This window comes from Arthrobacter nitrophenolicus, assembly GCF_045833485.1.
Taxonomy (GTDB): domain Bacteria; phylum Actinomycetota; class Actinomycetes; order Actinomycetales; family Micrococcaceae; genus Arthrobacter; species Arthrobacter nitrophenolicus.
Genome location: NZ_CP174504.1, coordinates 1,252,864 through 1,268,305, shown reverse-complemented (window position 1 = coordinate 1,268,305; position 15,442 = coordinate 1,252,864). Strand labels below are relative to the sequence as shown.

General features: G+C 66.9%; 13 protein-coding genes. 5 read left to right on the top strand and 8 right to left on the bottom strand.

From position 1 onward, the window contains the following. The first annotated feature begins 233 nt into the window (after positions 1 to 233). Complete coding sequence (locus tag ACJJV6_RS05975; protein ID WP_407710145.1) at positions 234 to 1,007, top strand: VOC family protein; 774 nt, start codon at positions 234 to 236, stop codon at positions 1,005 to 1,007. A gap of 69 nt (positions 1,008 to 1,076) precedes the next feature. Here the strand turns inward: ACJJV6_RS05975 and ACJJV6_RS05970 are convergent, their stop codons facing one another. The 4 genes from ACJJV6_RS05970 to ACJJV6_RS05955 all read right to left on the bottom strand — a co-directional run bounded on the left by ACJJV6_RS05970 (position 1,077) and on the right by ACJJV6_RS05955 (position 4,950). Next, positions 1,077 to 1,382, bottom strand: a complete 306-nt coding sequence (locus tag ACJJV6_RS05970; protein ID WP_407710144.1) for a hypothetical protein — start codon at positions 1,380 to 1,382, stop codon at positions 1,077 to 1,079. Positions 1,383 to 1,763: 381 nt separating this feature from the next. Further along, a complete protein-coding gene (gene purM, locus ACJJV6_RS05965) occupies positions 1,764 to 2,921 on the bottom strand; it encodes a phosphoribosylformylglycinamidine cyclo-ligase (protein ID WP_133347754.1) in 1,158 nt (385 codons plus the stop codon). After that, the gene (gene purF, locus ACJJV6_RS05960; protein WP_009359483.1) at positions 2,921 to 4,588 is read right to left on the bottom strand and encodes an amidophosphoribosyltransferase; all 1,668 of its coding nucleotides are present in this window, start codon (positions 4,586 to 4,588) and stop codon (positions 2,921 to 2,923) included. Before purF ends, purM begins: the two co-directional genes overlap by 1 nt. A 47-nt stretch (positions 4,589 to 4,635) precedes the next feature. Continuing rightward, positions 4,636 to 4,950, bottom strand: a complete 315-nt coding sequence (locus tag ACJJV6_RS05955; protein ID WP_009359482.1) for a hypothetical protein — start codon at positions 4,948 to 4,950, stop codon at positions 4,636 to 4,638. 240 nt (positions 4,951 to 5,190) lie between these two features. Between ACJJV6_RS05955 and ACJJV6_RS05950 the strand changes: the two genes are divergently transcribed. The 3 genes from ACJJV6_RS05950 to ACJJV6_RS05940 all read left to right on the top strand — a co-directional run bounded on the left by ACJJV6_RS05950 (position 5,191) and on the right by ACJJV6_RS05940 (position 9,372). Next, positions 5,191 to 6,294: an S-(hydroxymethyl)mycothiol dehydrogenase gene (locus ACJJV6_RS05950; RefSeq protein WP_407710143.1), complete on the top strand. Its 1,104-nt coding sequence runs from the start codon at positions 5,191 to 5,193 to the stop codon at positions 6,292 to 6,294. Further along, positions 6,294 to 6,914 (top strand): MBL fold metallo-hydrolase, encoded by a 621-nt coding sequence (locus ACJJV6_RS05945; RefSeq protein WP_407710142.1) that lies wholly within the window; start codon positions 6,294 to 6,296, stop codon positions 6,912 to 6,914. Before ACJJV6_RS05950 ends, ACJJV6_RS05945 begins: the two co-directional genes overlap by 1 nt. 109 nt (positions 6,915 to 7,023) lie before the next feature. Further along, a complete protein-coding gene (locus ACJJV6_RS05940; protein WP_407710141.1) occupies positions 7,024 to 9,372 on the top strand; it encodes an FdhF/YdeP family oxidoreductase in 2,349 nt (782 codons plus the stop codon). Between the two features lie 63 nt (positions 9,373 to 9,435). Here the strand turns inward: ACJJV6_RS05940 and ACJJV6_RS05935 are convergent, their stop codons facing one another. The 4 genes from ACJJV6_RS05935 to uraD form a co-directional block, all read right to left on the bottom strand. After that, the gene (locus tag ACJJV6_RS05935) at positions 9,436 to 11,943 is read right to left on the bottom strand and encodes an FAD-dependent oxidoreductase (protein WP_407710140.1); all 2,508 of its coding nucleotides are present in this window, start codon (positions 11,941 to 11,943) and stop codon (positions 9,436 to 9,438) included. A 224-nt stretch (positions 11,944 to 12,167) separates the two neighbouring features. Beyond that, positions 12,168 to 12,977 carry an IclR family transcriptional regulator gene (locus ACJJV6_RS05930; RefSeq protein WP_009358422.1) on the bottom strand — a complete coding sequence of 270 codons (810 nt, stop codon included), beginning with the start codon at positions 12,975 to 12,977 and terminating at the stop codon, positions 12,168 to 12,170. Positions 12,978 to 13,121: 144 nt separating this feature from the next. Further along, entirely contained in the window at positions 13,122 to 13,460 is a 339-nt protein-coding gene (gene uraH, locus ACJJV6_RS05925) for a hydroxyisourate hydrolase (protein WP_133347763.1), read from the bottom strand. Further along, a complete protein-coding gene (gene uraD / locus ACJJV6_RS05920) occupies positions 13,457 to 13,954 on the bottom strand; it encodes a 2-oxo-4-hydroxy-4-carboxy-5-ureidoimidazoline decarboxylase (RefSeq protein WP_407710139.1) in 498 nt (165 codons plus the stop codon). Before uraD ends, uraH begins: the two co-directional genes overlap by 4 nt. Positions 13,955 to 14,214: 260 nt before the next feature. Between uraD and ACJJV6_RS05915 the strand changes: the two genes are divergently transcribed. After that, complete coding sequence (locus tag ACJJV6_RS05915) at positions 14,215 to 15,441, top strand: GAF domain-containing sensor histidine kinase (protein ID WP_152419587.1); 1,227 nt, start codon at positions 14,215 to 14,217, stop codon at positions 15,439 to 15,441. Position 15,442 lies beyond the last annotated feature (1 nt).

Genomic DNA, 15,442 nt, shown 5'->3' with positions numbered 1-15,442 from the left:
AGAGGGCAGCCCTGTGACGCCGCCGCACTAACGGAAACAGCACCTTACCCTGCCGTGCCCGCCGGTGCAGCGCTTCTTTTTCGGTACCCGCATCCCGGCGGATGCAGGTCCTGACATCAGTTAGGAAGCCCGTTGTTTGCACTCATTGAGTGCAGGCAGCGGGCTTTTCCTGGTTCCCCCAGCCCCCTGGTTCCCCGAGCCTGAATTTCTCAGCCCCCGTGTAGCGTTGGGGCATGCCAAAAGTTGACGCATACCAGCACGGCGAGCCCTGCTGGGCTGACCTCCAGACCGCCGACGTTGAAGCAGCCAAGAACTTCTATTCCGGGGTGTTTGGCTGGACGTACAGGGACTTTCCCACGCCGGACGGCCGCAGCTACTCGCAGGCTTTCACGGACGGAGAGCTTGTCTCCGTTATTGCTCCGCAGAACCCCTCGCAGCAGGCGGCCGGCGATCCGGCCCGTTGGAACGTGTACTTCGCGGCCACGGACGCCGTCTCGCTGATGCAGGATGCGGTGCACGCCGGCGGGACAGCGGAGTTTGGGCCCGAGGACGTGGGCGACACCGGGGTCCTCGCCTTCCTGGCACCACCCGGCGGAGGAACCACAGGTATCTGGCAGGCGGGAACCCATCGTGGGAGCAGCCTGTCCAACGAGCCCGGCGCCCTGTCCTGGGCGGAACTGTCCACGCCCGAACCCCAGGCCGCCGTCGGCTTCTTCCAGGAACTGTTTGGGCATGAGGTCACCGAGTACCCGCAGGACGACGGCGCGAGCTACAGCGCCCTGATGGCCGGGGGCAGGGAGGTGGCCGGCGTCCTCCCCTCCGACCTGGGTGCGACGGCGGAATGGCACATCTACTTTGGGGTGGCGGACCTGCGGGCAGCCGTCAAGGCTGCACTGGCCGCAGGCGGCCAGGTCCTGGTGGAGCCCGCGGACGATTCCGCGGAGGGGCCGGCCACCATCCGCGATCCGCAGGGCGGGGTCCTGAGCCTCGTCCAGGTTGCTCCTTAGGCCAGGGAAGCCGCACGCGGAAGAGCCCCAGCCGATGGCTGGGGCTCCGCGTGAAACTATGCTCTTGTGCTAGTTGTTGACGATGCGGACCGGCCCCGTGGCGGTGTCGCAGACAGTTTGCTCGGTGCCGGTGGCATCTACTGCTTCGCCGAGAACTGCCACCGATCCGATGTCAGCGACGTCGCAGAGGGTTGCTGCCACGCTGGCGGCCACATTAACGTCAACGGCATCCTCGACGGTGATGTCACCGACCGTGACACTAACAAGGCCGTCATTCAGCGTGGTGTTGTCCGCTGCCTGCGACGGGCCCGCAACGGCGCCCGTCAGGAACAGGCTTCCAGCGGCTGCGGCGGTGACTTTTTTCAGAACTGACATAGTTTCGCTCCCTTGATTTCAACCCTTGGTTCCCCTGGCAGACAGTCCGCTACTAGGTCTGGACTGCTGTAGCCGTGCTGCTGCACGGCGCAGGAACCGGGCGTCTCGGTGGTTGCTTCTTCTGGCGTCCGCCGGATCGGCGGTGGGAAGGCGGTTCAACCGGGTGGGCGCCCAAGCGCCGGTGGATTCCGGCGGGGCATCAAGCCTTGGAGAGCCCGATTGACTATTCTGTTATGCACTTCCAACTTAAACCCTAAAGCTAAGTATGCTTAGTAGTCAAGGGCGATGAGCCTCATGGGTTCCCTGTTAAGCGCATTCGAGTGCTCCGTATCAGCCGTTCTGAAGCGTCAAAACGGCTGATACGGAGCACTCGAAAAAAATCTAAGCGTAGGCGTTGACCAGGCGGACCGCGCCGCCGTCCACGCCCTTGGCGCCCTGGACGTAGTCCGGCCCGGACTTGAGGATGGAGTCCGAATCCTCGGTGACCGTGCCCATGATCCAGGACGGCAGGCCCCGTTCGTTCAGGCGGGCGACGGCGGCGTCCGCTGCCTCCGGCGACACGATGGCAACCATGCCGACGCCCAGGTTGAGGGTGCGCTCCAGATCGGCCAGCGGGACATTGCCCAGCTCGGACACCAGCTTGAAGATGGCGGGCAGTTCCCAGGTGGCGCGGTCCACGGTGGCCACCAGGCCCTGCGGCAGGACGCGGGCCAGGTTGGCTGCCAGCCCGCCGCCGGTGACGTGGCTGAAGCCGTGCACTGCCGCCGTGCCCGTGACCGGGAAAGCGCGGGCAAGGTCCAGGCAGTCGGCGGCGTAGACGCGGGTGGGTTCCAGGAGTTCTTCGCCCAGGGTGCGGCCCAGCTCGGAGACCTGGCGGTCCAGGGCCCAGCCAGCGTGGTTGATGACGCGGCGGACCAGGGAGTAACCGTTGGAGTGCAGGCCGGAGGAGGCCATGCCGATCACGACGTCGCCCGCGCGGACGCGGTCCGGGCCCAGCAGGGCATCGGCTTCCACCACGCCGGTGGCGGCACCGGCGACGTCGTACTCGTGCTCGCCCAGCAGGCCGGGGTGCTCGGCGGTTTCGCCGCCCACCAGGGCGGTGCCGGCCACGGAGCAGGCGGCCGCGATGCCGCGGACGATGCCGGCGATGCGCTCGGGCACCACTTTGCCGCAGGCGATGTAGTCAGTCATGTAGAGCGGCTCGGCGCCCACCACCACGATGTCGTCCACCACCATGCCCACCAGGTCAAAACCGATGGTGTCGTGGATGTCCATGGCCTGGGCGATGGCCACCTTGGTGCCCACGCCGTCGGTGGAGGTTGCCAGCAGCGGCTTCTTGTACGTCAGCAGCCGGGACACGTCGTAGAGGCCGGCGAAACCGCCCACCCCGCCGATGACGGAGGAGTTGTGGGTTGCCTTGACGGCATCCTTCATGAGTTCGACGGCGAGGTCCCCGGCTTCGACGTCGACGCCCGCGGAGGCGTAGGTGATGCCTGCCTTCTCAGAGGCGGAGCCGGCGGCGGTGTTGGCGGAAGTCATCAGGACTCTTTCTTGTCGGCGCCTGCGGCGGCGTGTACATCTGGCACGAGGTCGGCGTCGGTCAGCAGGTTTTCAAACTCGGAGTCGGGCCCCGGATCGCAGCCGGTGGCACCGGCCTTCTCGGCGGGATCTTCCTCGGAGTCCACGGCGAGTGCTGCCGTTTCGCCGGGAAGGGCCGACGGCGACGGCGTCAGGCCGCCAAGGTCCGTGCGCTCGAGCAGGTTCTTGCCCAGCTTGTCAGCGTCCGGCAGCTTGATGGGGTACTTGCCGGTGAAGCACGCGGTGCAGAGGCGTTCCCGGGGCTGGCGGGTGGCGCCGATCATGCCGTCCTCGGAAATGTAGGCCAGCGAGTCGGCGCCGATGGCCTGGGAGATCTCCTCGATGGTGGCGCCGTTGGCGATCAGTTCCGCGCGGGAGGCGAAATCGATGCCGTAGAAGCAGGGCCACTGTACGGGCGGCGACGAAATCTTGACGTGCACTTCCGCGGCGCCAGCTTCACGGAGCATCCGCACAATGGCCCGCTGGGTGTTGCCGCGGACGATCGAGTCGTCCACCACCACAACGCGCTTGCCGCGTATGACGGATTCGAGGGCGTTGAGCTTGAGCCGGATGCCCAGCTGGCGCAGGGTCTGCGAGGGCTGGATGAAGGTACGGCCCACGTAGGAGTTCTTGACGAAGCCGTGCGCGAAGGGGATGCCGGATTCCTCGGCATAGCCGACGGCGGCCGGGGTCCCGGATTCCGGGACGGGGATGACGATGTCAGCGGCGTGCGTGTTTTCGCGGGCCAGCTGGCGGCCCATCTCCACCCGGGACTCGTAGACGGACCGGCCGGCAATGGCGGCGTCCGGACGCGCGAGGTAGACGTACTCGAAAACGCAGCCGGCCGGCGTCGGCTCGGCAAAGCGCTTGGAGCGCACGCCCTGTTCGTCGATGGCGATGAATTCGCCGGGCTCGATTTCGCGGATGAAGCTGGCGCCCACGGTGGCGAGGGCGGACTGTTCGGAAGCCACAACCCAGCCGCGCTCCAGCCGGCCAAGGACCAGCGGGCGGATGCCGTAGGTGTCCCGCGCTGCATAGAGCGTGCCTTCGTCCATGAAGACGAAGCAGAAGCCGCCCTTGATCTTGGGGAGGAGGTCCGTAGCGGTTTCTTCCAGGGTCTTGCCGGGCTCGCCCTCCAGCAGGGCGGTCACCAGGGCGGTGTCCGAGGTATTGCCCTGCTTCATCTCGCCGGTGAGCTGGCCGCCGTTGCGCTCCTGGATCATGGCGTTCAGTTCGGCGGTGTTGGTCAGGTTGCCGTTGTGCGCCAGTGCCACGGTGCCGGTGCTGGTGGCGCCGAGGGTGGGCTGGGCGTTGGCCCAGTGGCTTGCGCCGGTGGTGGAGTAGCGGCAGTGCCCCACCGCGAGGTGCCCGGTCAGGGTGTTCAGCGTGGTCTCGTCGAAGACCTGGGAGACGAGGCCCATGTCCTTGTAGACGTTGATCCGCTTGCCGTCGCTGGTCGCAATGCCAGCCGACTCCTGGCCACGGTGCTGCAGTGCATACAGTCCGTAGTAGGTAAGTTTTGCTACTTCTTCACCTGGTGCCCAGACCCCGAAGACGCCACAAGCGTCCTGCGGGCCTTTTTCGCCAGGGAGAAGATCATGGGAAAGTTTTCCATCGCCGCGTGCCACTGGTCGATTATCTCACGATATGCGGTATGACTTTTCCGGCGCTGCCTTTATGACTGGGGATCGGTGTCCGGCTCGGAGTCGGGGACAGATTCCACCACGGCGCGCTGCTGGCGCTTGACGCTCCGCCGGTCAAGGATCAGGGCCACCACCGCGCCCAGGATGGCTCCGCCCCCGGCAAACATCACCATGAAGAATCCGAAGACCGCGCCGGAGTCGAAGCTGTCGCTGCCCGGAAGCCCGTAGGCCACTACTGCCGCGGCCGCGATGCCCACCAGTGCGCCCAGGATCAGGAAGGGCACGTACTTGGGGGCGCGGCGCACCGTAACCTGGCGCCGTTCCGCGGGGGGTTCTTTCGAAGACATGCCATCCAGCCTACTGCGGCGCCCGCAAACGCGCCCATCACTGATATATCTATTGACAGCGGCTGTGGCCACTGTCATATTTTCCTGTAGCGCTTTATGCGTTTGGTTGCGTAATGCGCAATTCTCCGCGCGGCTGGCGGACCGGGAGCGCAGCTTCGGCAGGCACACTGCGTCAGCTAGATTGGCACGTGGTGCCGACTCACCGGATCCGGCCGGATCCAGGAAAGGAACACGAGAACAATGGTCCATAAAGTTCAAGCTGTCATTGCCCGGGAGAAGGACGCACCGGTAACGCTGGAGACCATCCTGGTGCCGGATCCCGGTCCGGGGGAGGCTCTGGTGGACATCCTCACCTGCGGCGTCTGCCACACGGACCTGCACTACAAGCAGGGCGGCATCGGCAACGACTTCCCGTACCTGCTGGGCCACGAGGCCACCGGCGTGGTCAGCGCGGTGGGCCCGGATGTCACGTCTGTGGCGCCGGGTGACCGGGTGATCCTGAACTGGCGCGCGGTCTGCGGCCAGTGCCGGGCGTGTGCCAAGGGCCAGCCGCAGTATTGCTTCAACACGCACAACGCCACCCAGAAGATGACCCTGGAGGATGGCACCGAACTTTCCCCCGCGCTGGGAATCGGCGCGTTCGCGGAGAAGACCCTGGTGGCTGCCGGGCAGTGCACCAAGGTAGACCCTGAGGCCGACGCTGCGGCGGTGGGCCTGCTGGGCTGCGGTGTGATGGCGGGCATCGGTGCCGCCATCAACACCGGCGAGGTCAGGCGCGGTGAGTCCGTGGCCGTGATCGGCTGCGGCGGTGTGGGCATCGCTGCGATCGCCGGGGCCAGGCTGGCCGGTGCGACGACGATCATCGCCGTGGACATCGACGACAACAAGATTGAGATGGCCAGGTCCCTGGGCGCCACCCACGGCGTGAACTCCCGGCAGGAGGATGCGGTGGAAGCCATCCGTGCCCTCACGGGCGGCAACGGAGCGGACGTGGTGATTGACGCCGTCGGCCGTCCCGAGACCTACAAGCAGGCCTTCTATGCCCGCGACCTCGCCGGCCGCGTAGTCCTGGTGGGCGTCCCGACGCCGGAGATGCAGCTGGAACTGCCGCTGCTGGATGTCTTCGGCCGCGGCGGGTCGCTGAAGTCCTCCTGGTATGGCGACTGCCTGCCGTCCCGCGACTTCCCCATGCTCGTCTCCCACTACAAGCAGGGCAACCTGGACCTGGACGCGTTCGTGTCCGAGCGGATCAGCATCGACCAGGTGGAGGAAGCGTTCCAGAAGATGCACGAGGGCAAGGTCCTGCGTTCTGTTGTTGAACTCGGTTCGGTGGGGGAGCTGTAATGGCGGTCCGGATCGAGAACCTGGTCACGTCGGGCACGTTTTCGCTCGACGGCGGCACCTGGGACGTGGACAACAACGTCTGGATCGTTGGCAACGACGAGGAGTGCGTGATCATCGACTCCCCGCACGACGCCGCCGCGATCATCAACCAGGTCAAGGGGCGCAAGGTCCTGGCCATCCTGCAGACCCACGCGCACAACGACCACATCGGCGCCGCCCGTGAAGTGGCCGACGCCGTGGGCGCACCGATCTACCTGAACCCCGAGGACCTGGTGCTCTGGGAACAGGTGTACCCGGATTCCAAGCCGGACCGGGAACTGGCCGACGGCGACGTGTTCGAAGTAGCCGGGGCGACGCTGCGGGCCATCCACACTCCGGGCCACTCGCCGGGGTCCACCTGCTTCTACCTGGAAAGCGAAGGAACGGTCTTCACCGGGGACACGCTGTTCAACGGCGGCCCGGGTGCCACCGGCCGATCGTACAGCGACTACCCCACCATCCTCACCTCGATCCGGGAGAAGCTGCTGACGCTCCCGGCCGAAACCGTGGTCCGCACCGGACACGGCGACAACACCACCATCGCGGCGGAACGGGAAACCCTGGCCAAGGTGGCCCAGTAGCCAGCACAGCAAGCACTGCCAGCAAAGGCGCGCCAGGAACCGTGGCGCGCCTTTGCTGGCGTCCGGATCGAAAAGCACCGTGCACGTTGCCGGTTAGGAAGTTGGAACAATGAAGTTCGGTAAGCAGCCCGCCCCCGTCGCGGACATCAACGAGGACAACCTTGTTGTCCACAAGCCCAAGACCGAGGCGGCCGGGGTCAAGGCCGTGATGGTCGCCCTTGAGCGTGCTGTGGCCCAGGCCGGCGTGGCCAGGACGGCGCACTCGCTGTTGCGGCTCAACCAGCGCGGCGGGTTCGACTGTCCGGGCTGCGCGTGGCCGGAGTCGGACAAGAAGCGCAAGGCTGCCGAGTTCTGCGAGAACGGGGCCAAGGCGGTGGCCGAGGAGAACACCCTGCGGACCGTGGGGGCGGAGTTCTGGGCCAAGCACTCCATCGCTGAGCTGTCGACCAAGACGGAGTACTGGCTGGGGAACCAGGGCCGGCTGAGCGAACCGGTGGTCATCCGCGAAGGCGAGACGCACTACTCGCCCATCTCCTGGGCGGACGCGTTCGAGCTGATCGGCGAGCACATCCGGGCATCCACTCCGGACCGGTGCGTCTTCTACACCTCGGGCCGCACGGCGAACGAGACCGCGTTCATGTACCAGCTGTTCGCCCGGTCGCTGGGCACCAACAACCTGCCGGATTGTTCGAACATGTGCCACGAGTCCTCCGGTTCTGCGCTGAACCCGACCATCGGCATCGGCAAGGGCACCGTGTCCCTGGACGACATCCACGACGCCGAGCTGATCTTCGTGGTGGGCCAGAACCCGGGCACCAACCACCCCCGCATGCTCTCCGCGCTGAAGGAATGCAAGGACAAGGGCGGCAAGGTGGTGGCCGTGAACCCGCTGCCCGAGGCCGGCCTGTTCAACTTCAGGGACCCGCAGACCGTCTCCGGCGTGGTGGGCGGCGGCACCCCGCTGGCCGATGAGTACCTGCAGATCAAGGTCGGCGGGGACCTGGCCCTGTTCCAGGCACTCGGCCACCTGCTCCTGGAAGCCGAAGAAGCCAACCCGGGTACCGTCGTAGACCATTCCTTCATCGCCGCGCAGACGGACGGCTTCGACGCCTACCGCGAAGCCCGCGCCACCCTTGACTGGGACGAGACCGAGCACGCCACCGGTCTGACCCGGGAACAGATCGAAACCGTGGCCGGGATGCTGATCAAGTCCAAGGCGTCCATTTTCTGCTGGGCGCTGGGTGTGACGCAGCAGCCGCACTCGGTGGACACCATCAAGGAAATGGTCAACGTCCTGCTGCTGCAGGGTAACTTCGGCAAGCCCGGCGCCGGGGCCTGCCCGGTCCGCGGACACTCCAACGTCCAGGGCGACCGGACCATGGGCATCTGGGAAAAGCCCAAGGAATGGCTCCTCACGGCCCTGGACACCGAGTTCGGCATCACCTCCCCGCGGCACCACGGCTACGACGCCGTGGAATCCATGGAGGCGTTCGAACGTGACGAGGTGGACGTGTTCGTCTCCATGGGCGGAAACTTCTCCCTCGCCTGCTCCGACACCGAGGTACTGGAAGCCGGCATGCAGCGGATCGGGCTGACCGTGCACATCAGCACCAAGCCCAACCGGTCCCACATCGTGCACGGCCGCACCTCGCTGATCCTGCCCACCCTGGGCCGGACGGACAAGGACGACAAGCACCCCAAGGGCGCCCAGTTCCTGTCCGTGGAGGACTCCATGTCCGTGGTCCACTCCACCCAGGGCCGCCTCACCCCCGTCCCCGGGCACCTGCTCGCCGAACCCGTCATCGTGGCACGGATGGCCGAAGCCACGTTCGGCCCGGACCACCCCGTGGACTGGAAAGCGATGGCCGAGGACTACGACGTCATCCGGGACCACATAGCCCGCGTCCTGCCCGGTTTCGAGGATTTCAACGCCCGGGTAAGGACCAAGAACGGGTTCGTGCTGCCCAACCCGCCCCGCGACACCCGGTCCTTCGCCACTGACATCGGCCGCGGCCGGTTCACCGTCAGCCCGCTGGAATACCTCACCCCGCCCAAGGGCCACCTGGTCCTGCAGACCATCCGCAGCCACGACCAGTACAACACCACCTACTACGGCCTGGACGACCGCTACCGCGGCATCTCCGACGGCCGCCGCGTCATCCTGATCCACCCCGAGGACCTCACCGAACTCGGCTTCAACGACCGCGATTTGGTGGACGTCGTCAGCACCTTCGGCGGCGTCGACCGCCGTGCGGACAAATTCCGGCTCGTGGCTTACCCCACAGCCAAGGGCTGCGCCGCCGCATACTTCCCCGAAGCCAACGCCCTGGTCCACAAGGAAAACGTCGCCCGCGAATCCAACACCCCCGGCTTCAAAGCCATGTTCGTCCGCTTCGAACCCCACACCGGCGACGCCGCAGCGGCCGAAGAACCGGCCTTCCAGACGGCCGGCGCCTAACGGTACCAGCGCAAAAAGTGCCCCGCCTCCGGACAGGAGGCGGGGCACTTTCAGTTGGTGGGGTCAGCCGCGGAGGCGCTCCATGCCGGGGTCGAACAGCGGCTCGGCCGTCACGGTGGCAGCCACGCGCCGGCCGAAGTATTCGATCTCGACGGCGTCGCCCACCCCGACGGCGGTCGGCAGCCAGGCGTAGGCGATCGGCCTGCCGATGGAGAAGCCGTACGCGGCGCTGGTGACGTAGCCGGCGGCCTCGCCGTTCACGTAGACAGGTTCCTTGCCCAGCACCACCGACGTGCCGTCGTCGACCGTCAGGCAGCGCAGCGTCTTGGCGGCCGGCTGCTCCTTGCGGGCCGCGAGGGCATCAGCGCCCACGAACCCGGTCTTGTCCTTCGCCACCGAGAAACCGAGGCCGGACTGGTAGGGGTGGTGCTCCGTGGTCATGTCCGTGCCCCAGAGCCGGTAGCCCTTTTCCAGCCGCATGCTGTTGAAGGCGCCGCGGCCCGCGGCGATGATGCCGTGCTCCCGGCCCGCTTCGAAGAGCAGGTCCCAGAGCTTCAGCCCGTACTCGGCCGTGGTGTACAGCTCCCAGCCGAGTTCGCCCACGTAGGACAGGCGCATGGCCGTGACGGGAATGCCGCCCACATTGATTTCCTTGGTGCGGAAGTAGCGCAGGCCGTCATTGCTCAGGTCGTCGGTGCTGACTTTGCCCATCACCTCGCGCGCCAGCGGGCCCCACAGGCCGATGCAGCAGGTGCTGCCGGTGATGTCCGTGACGTGCACCCAGCGGGCGGGATCGGCCGCCGACTGCTGCCGTGCCTCCACGCGCAGGTAGTCGAAGTCCACGTTGCTGTTCACGCCCAGCTGGAAGTCCTGCTCCCCAAGCCGGGCCACCGTGACGTCGCTGCGGATGCCGCCGTCGTCCGCCAGCAGCAGGCAGTAGGTGACGGCGCCGGGCTTCTTGGCGATGTTGCCCGTGCTGAGCCGCTGCAGGAGGTCCAGCGCACCCGGCCCGGTGACGGACAGCCGCTTGAGCGGCGTCATGTCGTACAGCGCGACGGCGGTCCGCGTCTTCCACGCCTCGGCGGCGGAAATGGGGGAGTGAAACATGCCGGCCCACTCATCCCGCTCCGGGACCTGCCACTCGGCAGGCAGGTGCTCCAGGAGGCCGCGGTTGGCCTCGAACCAGTGCGGACGTTCCCAGGCTGCCGATTCGAGGAAGAACGCGCCAAGTTCCTTCTGCCGCACGTTGAACGGGCTCACCCGGACATCTCGCGGGGATTCCCGCGGCTGGAGCGGGTGCAGGACGTCGTAGATCTCCACGAAGTTCTGCTGCGAGGTGTCACTGACGTACGCATCGGAGGTCTGCACCTTCTCGAAGCGGGTCAGTTCGCAGCCGTGCAGGTCGGTGCGGGACTGTCCCTCCACCAGCAGTTCGGCCATGGCCTTTGCCACGCCGGCGGAATGGGTGACCCACACGGCCTCGGCAACGAAGAACCCGTCCAGGTCCGGGGCCTCGCCCATCAGCGGGCCGCCGTCCGGGGTGAAGGAGAAGATGCCGTTGAACCCGTCGTGGATCTGGGCGGTGTGCAGGGCCGGCAGCAGGTCCTGGCAGTCCTCCCAGGCCGGGGCAAAGTCCTCCAGGGTGAAGTCCAGGCGGGAGGGCATGTTGTGGTCCGACATCTCGTCCGCGCCGACGCGCGGAAGGCGCGCCATGTCCACCGGCATGGGCTTGTGGGCGTAGCTGCCGACGCCGATCCGGTCGCCGTGCTCGCGGAAGTACAGGTCGCGGTCCTGGTAGCGCAGGATGGGCTTGCTGGCCCCGTTGGGCAGTTCGTTGGCGCCGCGCAGCGCCTTCACCGGGGTGGTCTTGACGTACTGGTGGGCCAGCGGCAGCAGCGGGACCTGGAGGCCCACCATTTTGCCGAGCTCGCGGCCCCAGAACCCGGCGCAGGACACCACGATGTCTGCCGGGATCACGCCGTCGGGCGTCTGGACGCCGGTGACCTTGCCGCCGGCCTGCTCGATGCCCGTCACGGGCGTGGAGCCGCGGAAGGTGACGCCCGCCGCCCGGGCCTTGCCGATCAGGAGCTGGACGGCGCGGGCGGCGGAGGCGAGGCCGTCCGAGGGGACGAACAGGCCGCCCAGGATACCGCGGCCGTCGGCGAGGGGTCCGTTGTTGAGCAGCGGCCAGAGCTTTTCGCACTCGTCCGCGTCGACCAGCCTGCCGTCCACGCCCCAGGAGGTGGCGTAGCCGAGCTTGCGCTTGAGGTCCTCGAGCCGGGCCTCGGTGGTGGCCAGTTCGAGCCCGCCCACCTGGTTGAAGCAGGAGACGCCGTCCGCGGTCAGGGAGAGCAGCTTGTCCACAGTGTAAGTAGCGAACTCCGTCATGGTCTTGGACGGGTTGGTCTGGAACACCAGGCCTGGCGCATGCGACGTGGACCCGCCGGCCAGTTCCAGCGGCCCCTGCTCGACGACGGTGATGTTGGTCCAGCCGCGGCTGGCGAGTTCGTCGGCAAGGTTGGTGCCGACAATGCCGGCTCCGATGATGACGACGCGCGGTGATGCGCTCATGGTCTGTGGTTCTCCTGGGGCGTGGGCTGGCAGGGCGGCGTTACGAGCAGTGCGTGGTGCTTCAATTCGTCTTGAGCAACACGCATCGCTATATGCAACACCGTGATGCAGGCCACGCCCAATGTCAAGGGTTTCCTGCTTTGTTGCCTGCCGGGATGTCCAGATCCACGCGCGCGGCCGGACAAAAGAAAATGCCCCTGGACTCCGGTCCAGGGGCATTTCGTTCAGTGCCGGGTGTATCCCATGTTGGTGCTGACCTTCAGGCCAGCCTGTTTGAGCGACTCCAGCAGGCCCGGGGTCTTCTCGGGATCGAACCGGAAAGCCGGCCCGGAGATGCTGATGGCCCCAATCACCACGCCCTGGTGGTTGAAGACGGGAACCGCCACCGCGTTCAGGCCGATCTCAAACTCCTCGCGTACCACCGCATATCCGTTGGCGGCGGCCTCATGAAGCTGCTTGTCCAGCTCCTTCCGGCTGGTGACCGTGCGGGAGGTGCGGGCGGTCAGGCCCGTCTCCTTCAGGATGCGGTCCCGCTCGTCGGCGCTCAGGGCGGCCAGCAGGATCTTCCCGCTGGACGTGGCGTGCAGCGGCGTCAGGCTGCCCACCCAGTCGTAGGTGGCGAGCGTGGAGGGGCCCATCGCCTGGTCCACGTTCACGGCATAGTTGGAGCGCAGGACTGCCAGGTTGACGGTTTCCTTGTATTCCAGGGCCAGGCTTTCCAGCACCGGCCTCGCCTCTCGGACCAGGCTCAGCCGGCCGGGGATGGAGCTGGCCAGGCGCAGGATGCCGAACCCCAGCTGGTATTTGCCGCGGTCGCTGTTCTGGTGCACCATGTCACGGCTCACCAGGGAACCCATCAGCCGCGAGACCGTGGACTTATGGATACCCATCTCCTCGGCGATCTCGCTCACGCCGGCATGGCCCTCGCGGGCAAGGATCTCCAGGACGGTCAGAGCGCGTTCCACCGACTGGACACCGCCCTGCTGGCCGCCCTCGGCCTCGGCGTCGGATTCAAGTTCGTTTTTAGGGCCCATACTGCCGATCCTATGTCGGGAACGGCGGCCGGACGGATATTCCGGAAGCCGCATACCGCCCCAGGTTGGGAGTTTTTGTCCAGATATGGCGACTTCCGGTGCCGGGAGCCCGCCGTATCTGGACAACAACTCCTGGTTGCGGGATTAGCTGCCGCGGTAGGTGGAGTACGCGAACGGGCTCAGCAGCAGCGGTACGTGGTAGTGCTCGGGGCCTGCCACTTCAAACACGAGGTCCACTTCCGGGAAGAAGGTGGCCGTCTGCAGTCCGGCGTAGTAGCTGCCGGTGGCGAAGTTGAGCTTGTAGTGGCCCGGTTCCAGCTGCTCGGGACCCAGGTCCTTGGCCCTGCCGTCCGCATCGGTGATGGACTTCGCCAGCTCCAGCCAGGTGCCGCCGTCGTTCTTCAACAGCACGACGGCGACCCCCGCCGCCGGGCGTCCGGCGCCGGTGTCCAGGATGTGGGTGGTGACGTGGGAGACGCTCATTCGGTGATCAGTCCTTCCAGCCGCAGGACGGCTATTTCGCGCAGCTGCTGCGCCACGATGGTGTCTTCCTGGGCGGGGGAGTTGGCGAGGCGTTCATTGAGGGACTGCAGGATTTCCGGGGCGGTGCGGCCGGCGGCGCGGATCAGGAAGACCCGGCCGAACTTTTCCTCGTAGTCCCGGTTGCCCTTCGCCAGGGCCTCGGCGGCTGCCGCGTCCGCCGGGTCGACGCCCGACTGCTCGGAACGGGACATGGACGCTTCGGCGGTGGCCGCCGTCGGACGTTCCCCGATCCTGGGGTGGTGGGCCATGGCCGCCTCCACCTCGGCGGGAGTGAAGGGGTTGGCAGCCTCCGCCGCGAAGGCCAGGAGGTCCTCCTTGGTGGAGAAGGGGCGGGCGGCGGCGACGGCGTCAACCCACCTGCTGACATCGATGCAGGGCCGGAGGGTGTCCGCGGCCGCGGCGGGGTCCGCGGTGTTGAATTCGGCAAGCTTCATGCTGGCTGGTCCTCGGTACGAATGCTGGCATCCATGGTGACGGCTATGCGGAGACCGGACTTCCCGGACCTGCCGGCAGGGTGCACGACAAGCTTCCGCATCATGGAACTGTTATTTCAGCATACGTAATATTCAAGGGCAGCTGCTGCCCGGTGTCAAGAGACTACAACACCGCCTGTGCATGACCGGTATCATCACGGAAGGGCCGCTGGGGCCCGGGCTGAAATGCTGGGGAAGAAAAGAATATGGACGGTGCGGCTATGCAAATGCTGACCGATCGGGACGCCGGGCGCGAGCTTGGCCTGAAGGAATACGGGCTCCTGCCCGCGGCGCCGGGGGAAATACCGGCACTGGCGGATGAACGGGCCCAGGGCACGCTGGACAGCCTGGTCCGCGTGGCTGCCTCGCTCTGCGGAGTGCCGTACAGCGTGGTCAACATCATCACCGCGGACCAGCAGCTGCAGATTGCGGCCTCGGGCATCGACCCGGGGATCTGCTCGCGCGAGGACTCCATGTGCGCCACCGTCTTCCTTAATCCCGGCACCACCGTTGTGCGGGACGCCTCCCATGATCCGCGGTTTTCCGCCAACCCCTTCGTCACGGGGGAGATCGCCCACGTCCGCTTCTACGCGTCAGTGCCGCTGGTGACTGGCGGCGGGCTGGTGCTTGGCTCGCTTTGCGTGTTCTCGGACCAGGCGGAGCTTCCCACCCCGGAGCAGATCGGCCTGCTGGAGGTCCTTGCCCGGCAGGTGGTGGAGCTGCTGGAGCTGCAGCACCGCACGCTCCAGCTCGATGCTGCACTGGCGGAACTGCAGCGCAGCAACGCCATGCTGGCCGAGTTTGCCGGCCGGGTCAGCCACGACCTGCGGTCCCCGCTGACCACCATCCTGGGCTACGTGGAGCTCGCCGAGGACGATCCGCAGATCCCGCCGGGGAACCGGTTTGGGGAGTACCTGTCGCTCATCAGGAACGGCGGCGAGCGCATGCTCGCCACGCTCGACGACGTTCTGGACTACTCCCGTGCCGACGGAGCCCTGAAGCCCGAGCGGGTCTCCCTGCTCGCCGTCACGGCAGAAGCCGCGCAGGACGTTGGTGTGGACCTGGGGCTGGGCAGCGGGATTTTGTGCGAAGACGCGGAACTCTTCGCGGACCGGGGGCAGCTGCGCACGCTGGTGCAGAACCTGCTGGCCAACTCGCTGAACTACCCGGACCCGCGGCGGCAGCTTGAGGTCACCGTCACCGCCGAACCCTGCCCCCTGGGTATGACCATCCACGTGGCGGACAACGGCAAGGGCATCCAGCCTGCCGACCGGCAGCGGGCGGTGGAGCCGCTGGTCCGGCTAAACCGTCCGGGGGACGGCCCCGGCACGGGACTGGGCCTGGCCACGTGCCGCCGCATCGCGCAGGCGCACGGCGGCGAACTGTCCATCAGCGAGACTCCCGGCGGCGGCACCACCGTCTCGGTGCTGTTCCCCGCTGAACCCTAGG

Excerpts from the sequence above, each read along its gene's own strand:
- uraH (WP_133347763.1), bottom strand. The coding sequence starts at position 13,460 with ATGAGCGTCTCCCACGTCACCACCCACATCCTGGACACCGGCGCCGGA.
- uraD (WP_407710139.1), bottom strand. The coding sequence starts at position 13,954 with ATGAAGCTTGCCGAATTCAACACCGCGGACCCCGCCGCGGCCGCGGAC.
- purM (WP_133347754.1), bottom strand. The coding sequence starts at position 2,921 with ATGACTTCCGCCAACACCGCCGCCGGCTCCGCCTCTGAGAAGGCAGGC.
- ACJJV6_RS05930 (WP_009358422.1), bottom strand. The coding sequence starts at position 12,977 with ATGGGCCCTAAAAACGAACTTGAATCCGACGCCGAGGCCGAGGGCGGC.
- ACJJV6_RS05970 (WP_407710144.1), bottom strand. The coding sequence starts at position 1,382 with ATGTCAGTTCTGAAAAAAGTCACCGCCGCAGCCGCTGGAAGCCTGTTC.
- ACJJV6_RS05915 (WP_152419587.1), top strand. The coding sequence starts at position 14,215 with ATGCAAATGCTGACCGATCGGGACGCCGGGCGCGAGCTTGGCCTGAAG.
- ACJJV6_RS05975 (WP_407710145.1), top strand. The coding sequence starts at position 234 with ATGCCAAAAGTTGACGCATACCAGCACGGCGAGCCCTGCTGGGCTGAC.
- ACJJV6_RS05955 (WP_009359482.1), bottom strand. The coding sequence starts at position 4,950 with ATGTCTTCGAAAGAACCCCCCGCGGAACGGCGCCAGGTTACGGTGCGC.
- ACJJV6_RS05940 (WP_407710141.1), top strand. The coding sequence starts at position 7,024 with ATGAAGTTCGGTAAGCAGCCCGCCCCCGTCGCGGACATCAACGAGGAC.
- ACJJV6_RS05950 (WP_407710143.1), top strand. The coding sequence starts at position 5,191 with ATGGTCCATAAAGTTCAAGCTGTCATTGCCCGGGAGAAGGACGCACCG.
- ACJJV6_RS05935 (WP_407710140.1), bottom strand. The coding sequence starts at position 11,943 with ATGAGCGCATCACCGCGCGTCGTCATCATCGGAGCCGGCATTGTCGGC.
- ACJJV6_RS05945 (WP_407710142.1), top strand. The coding sequence starts at position 6,294 with ATGGCGGTCCGGATCGAGAACCTGGTCACGTCGGGCACGTTTTCGCTC.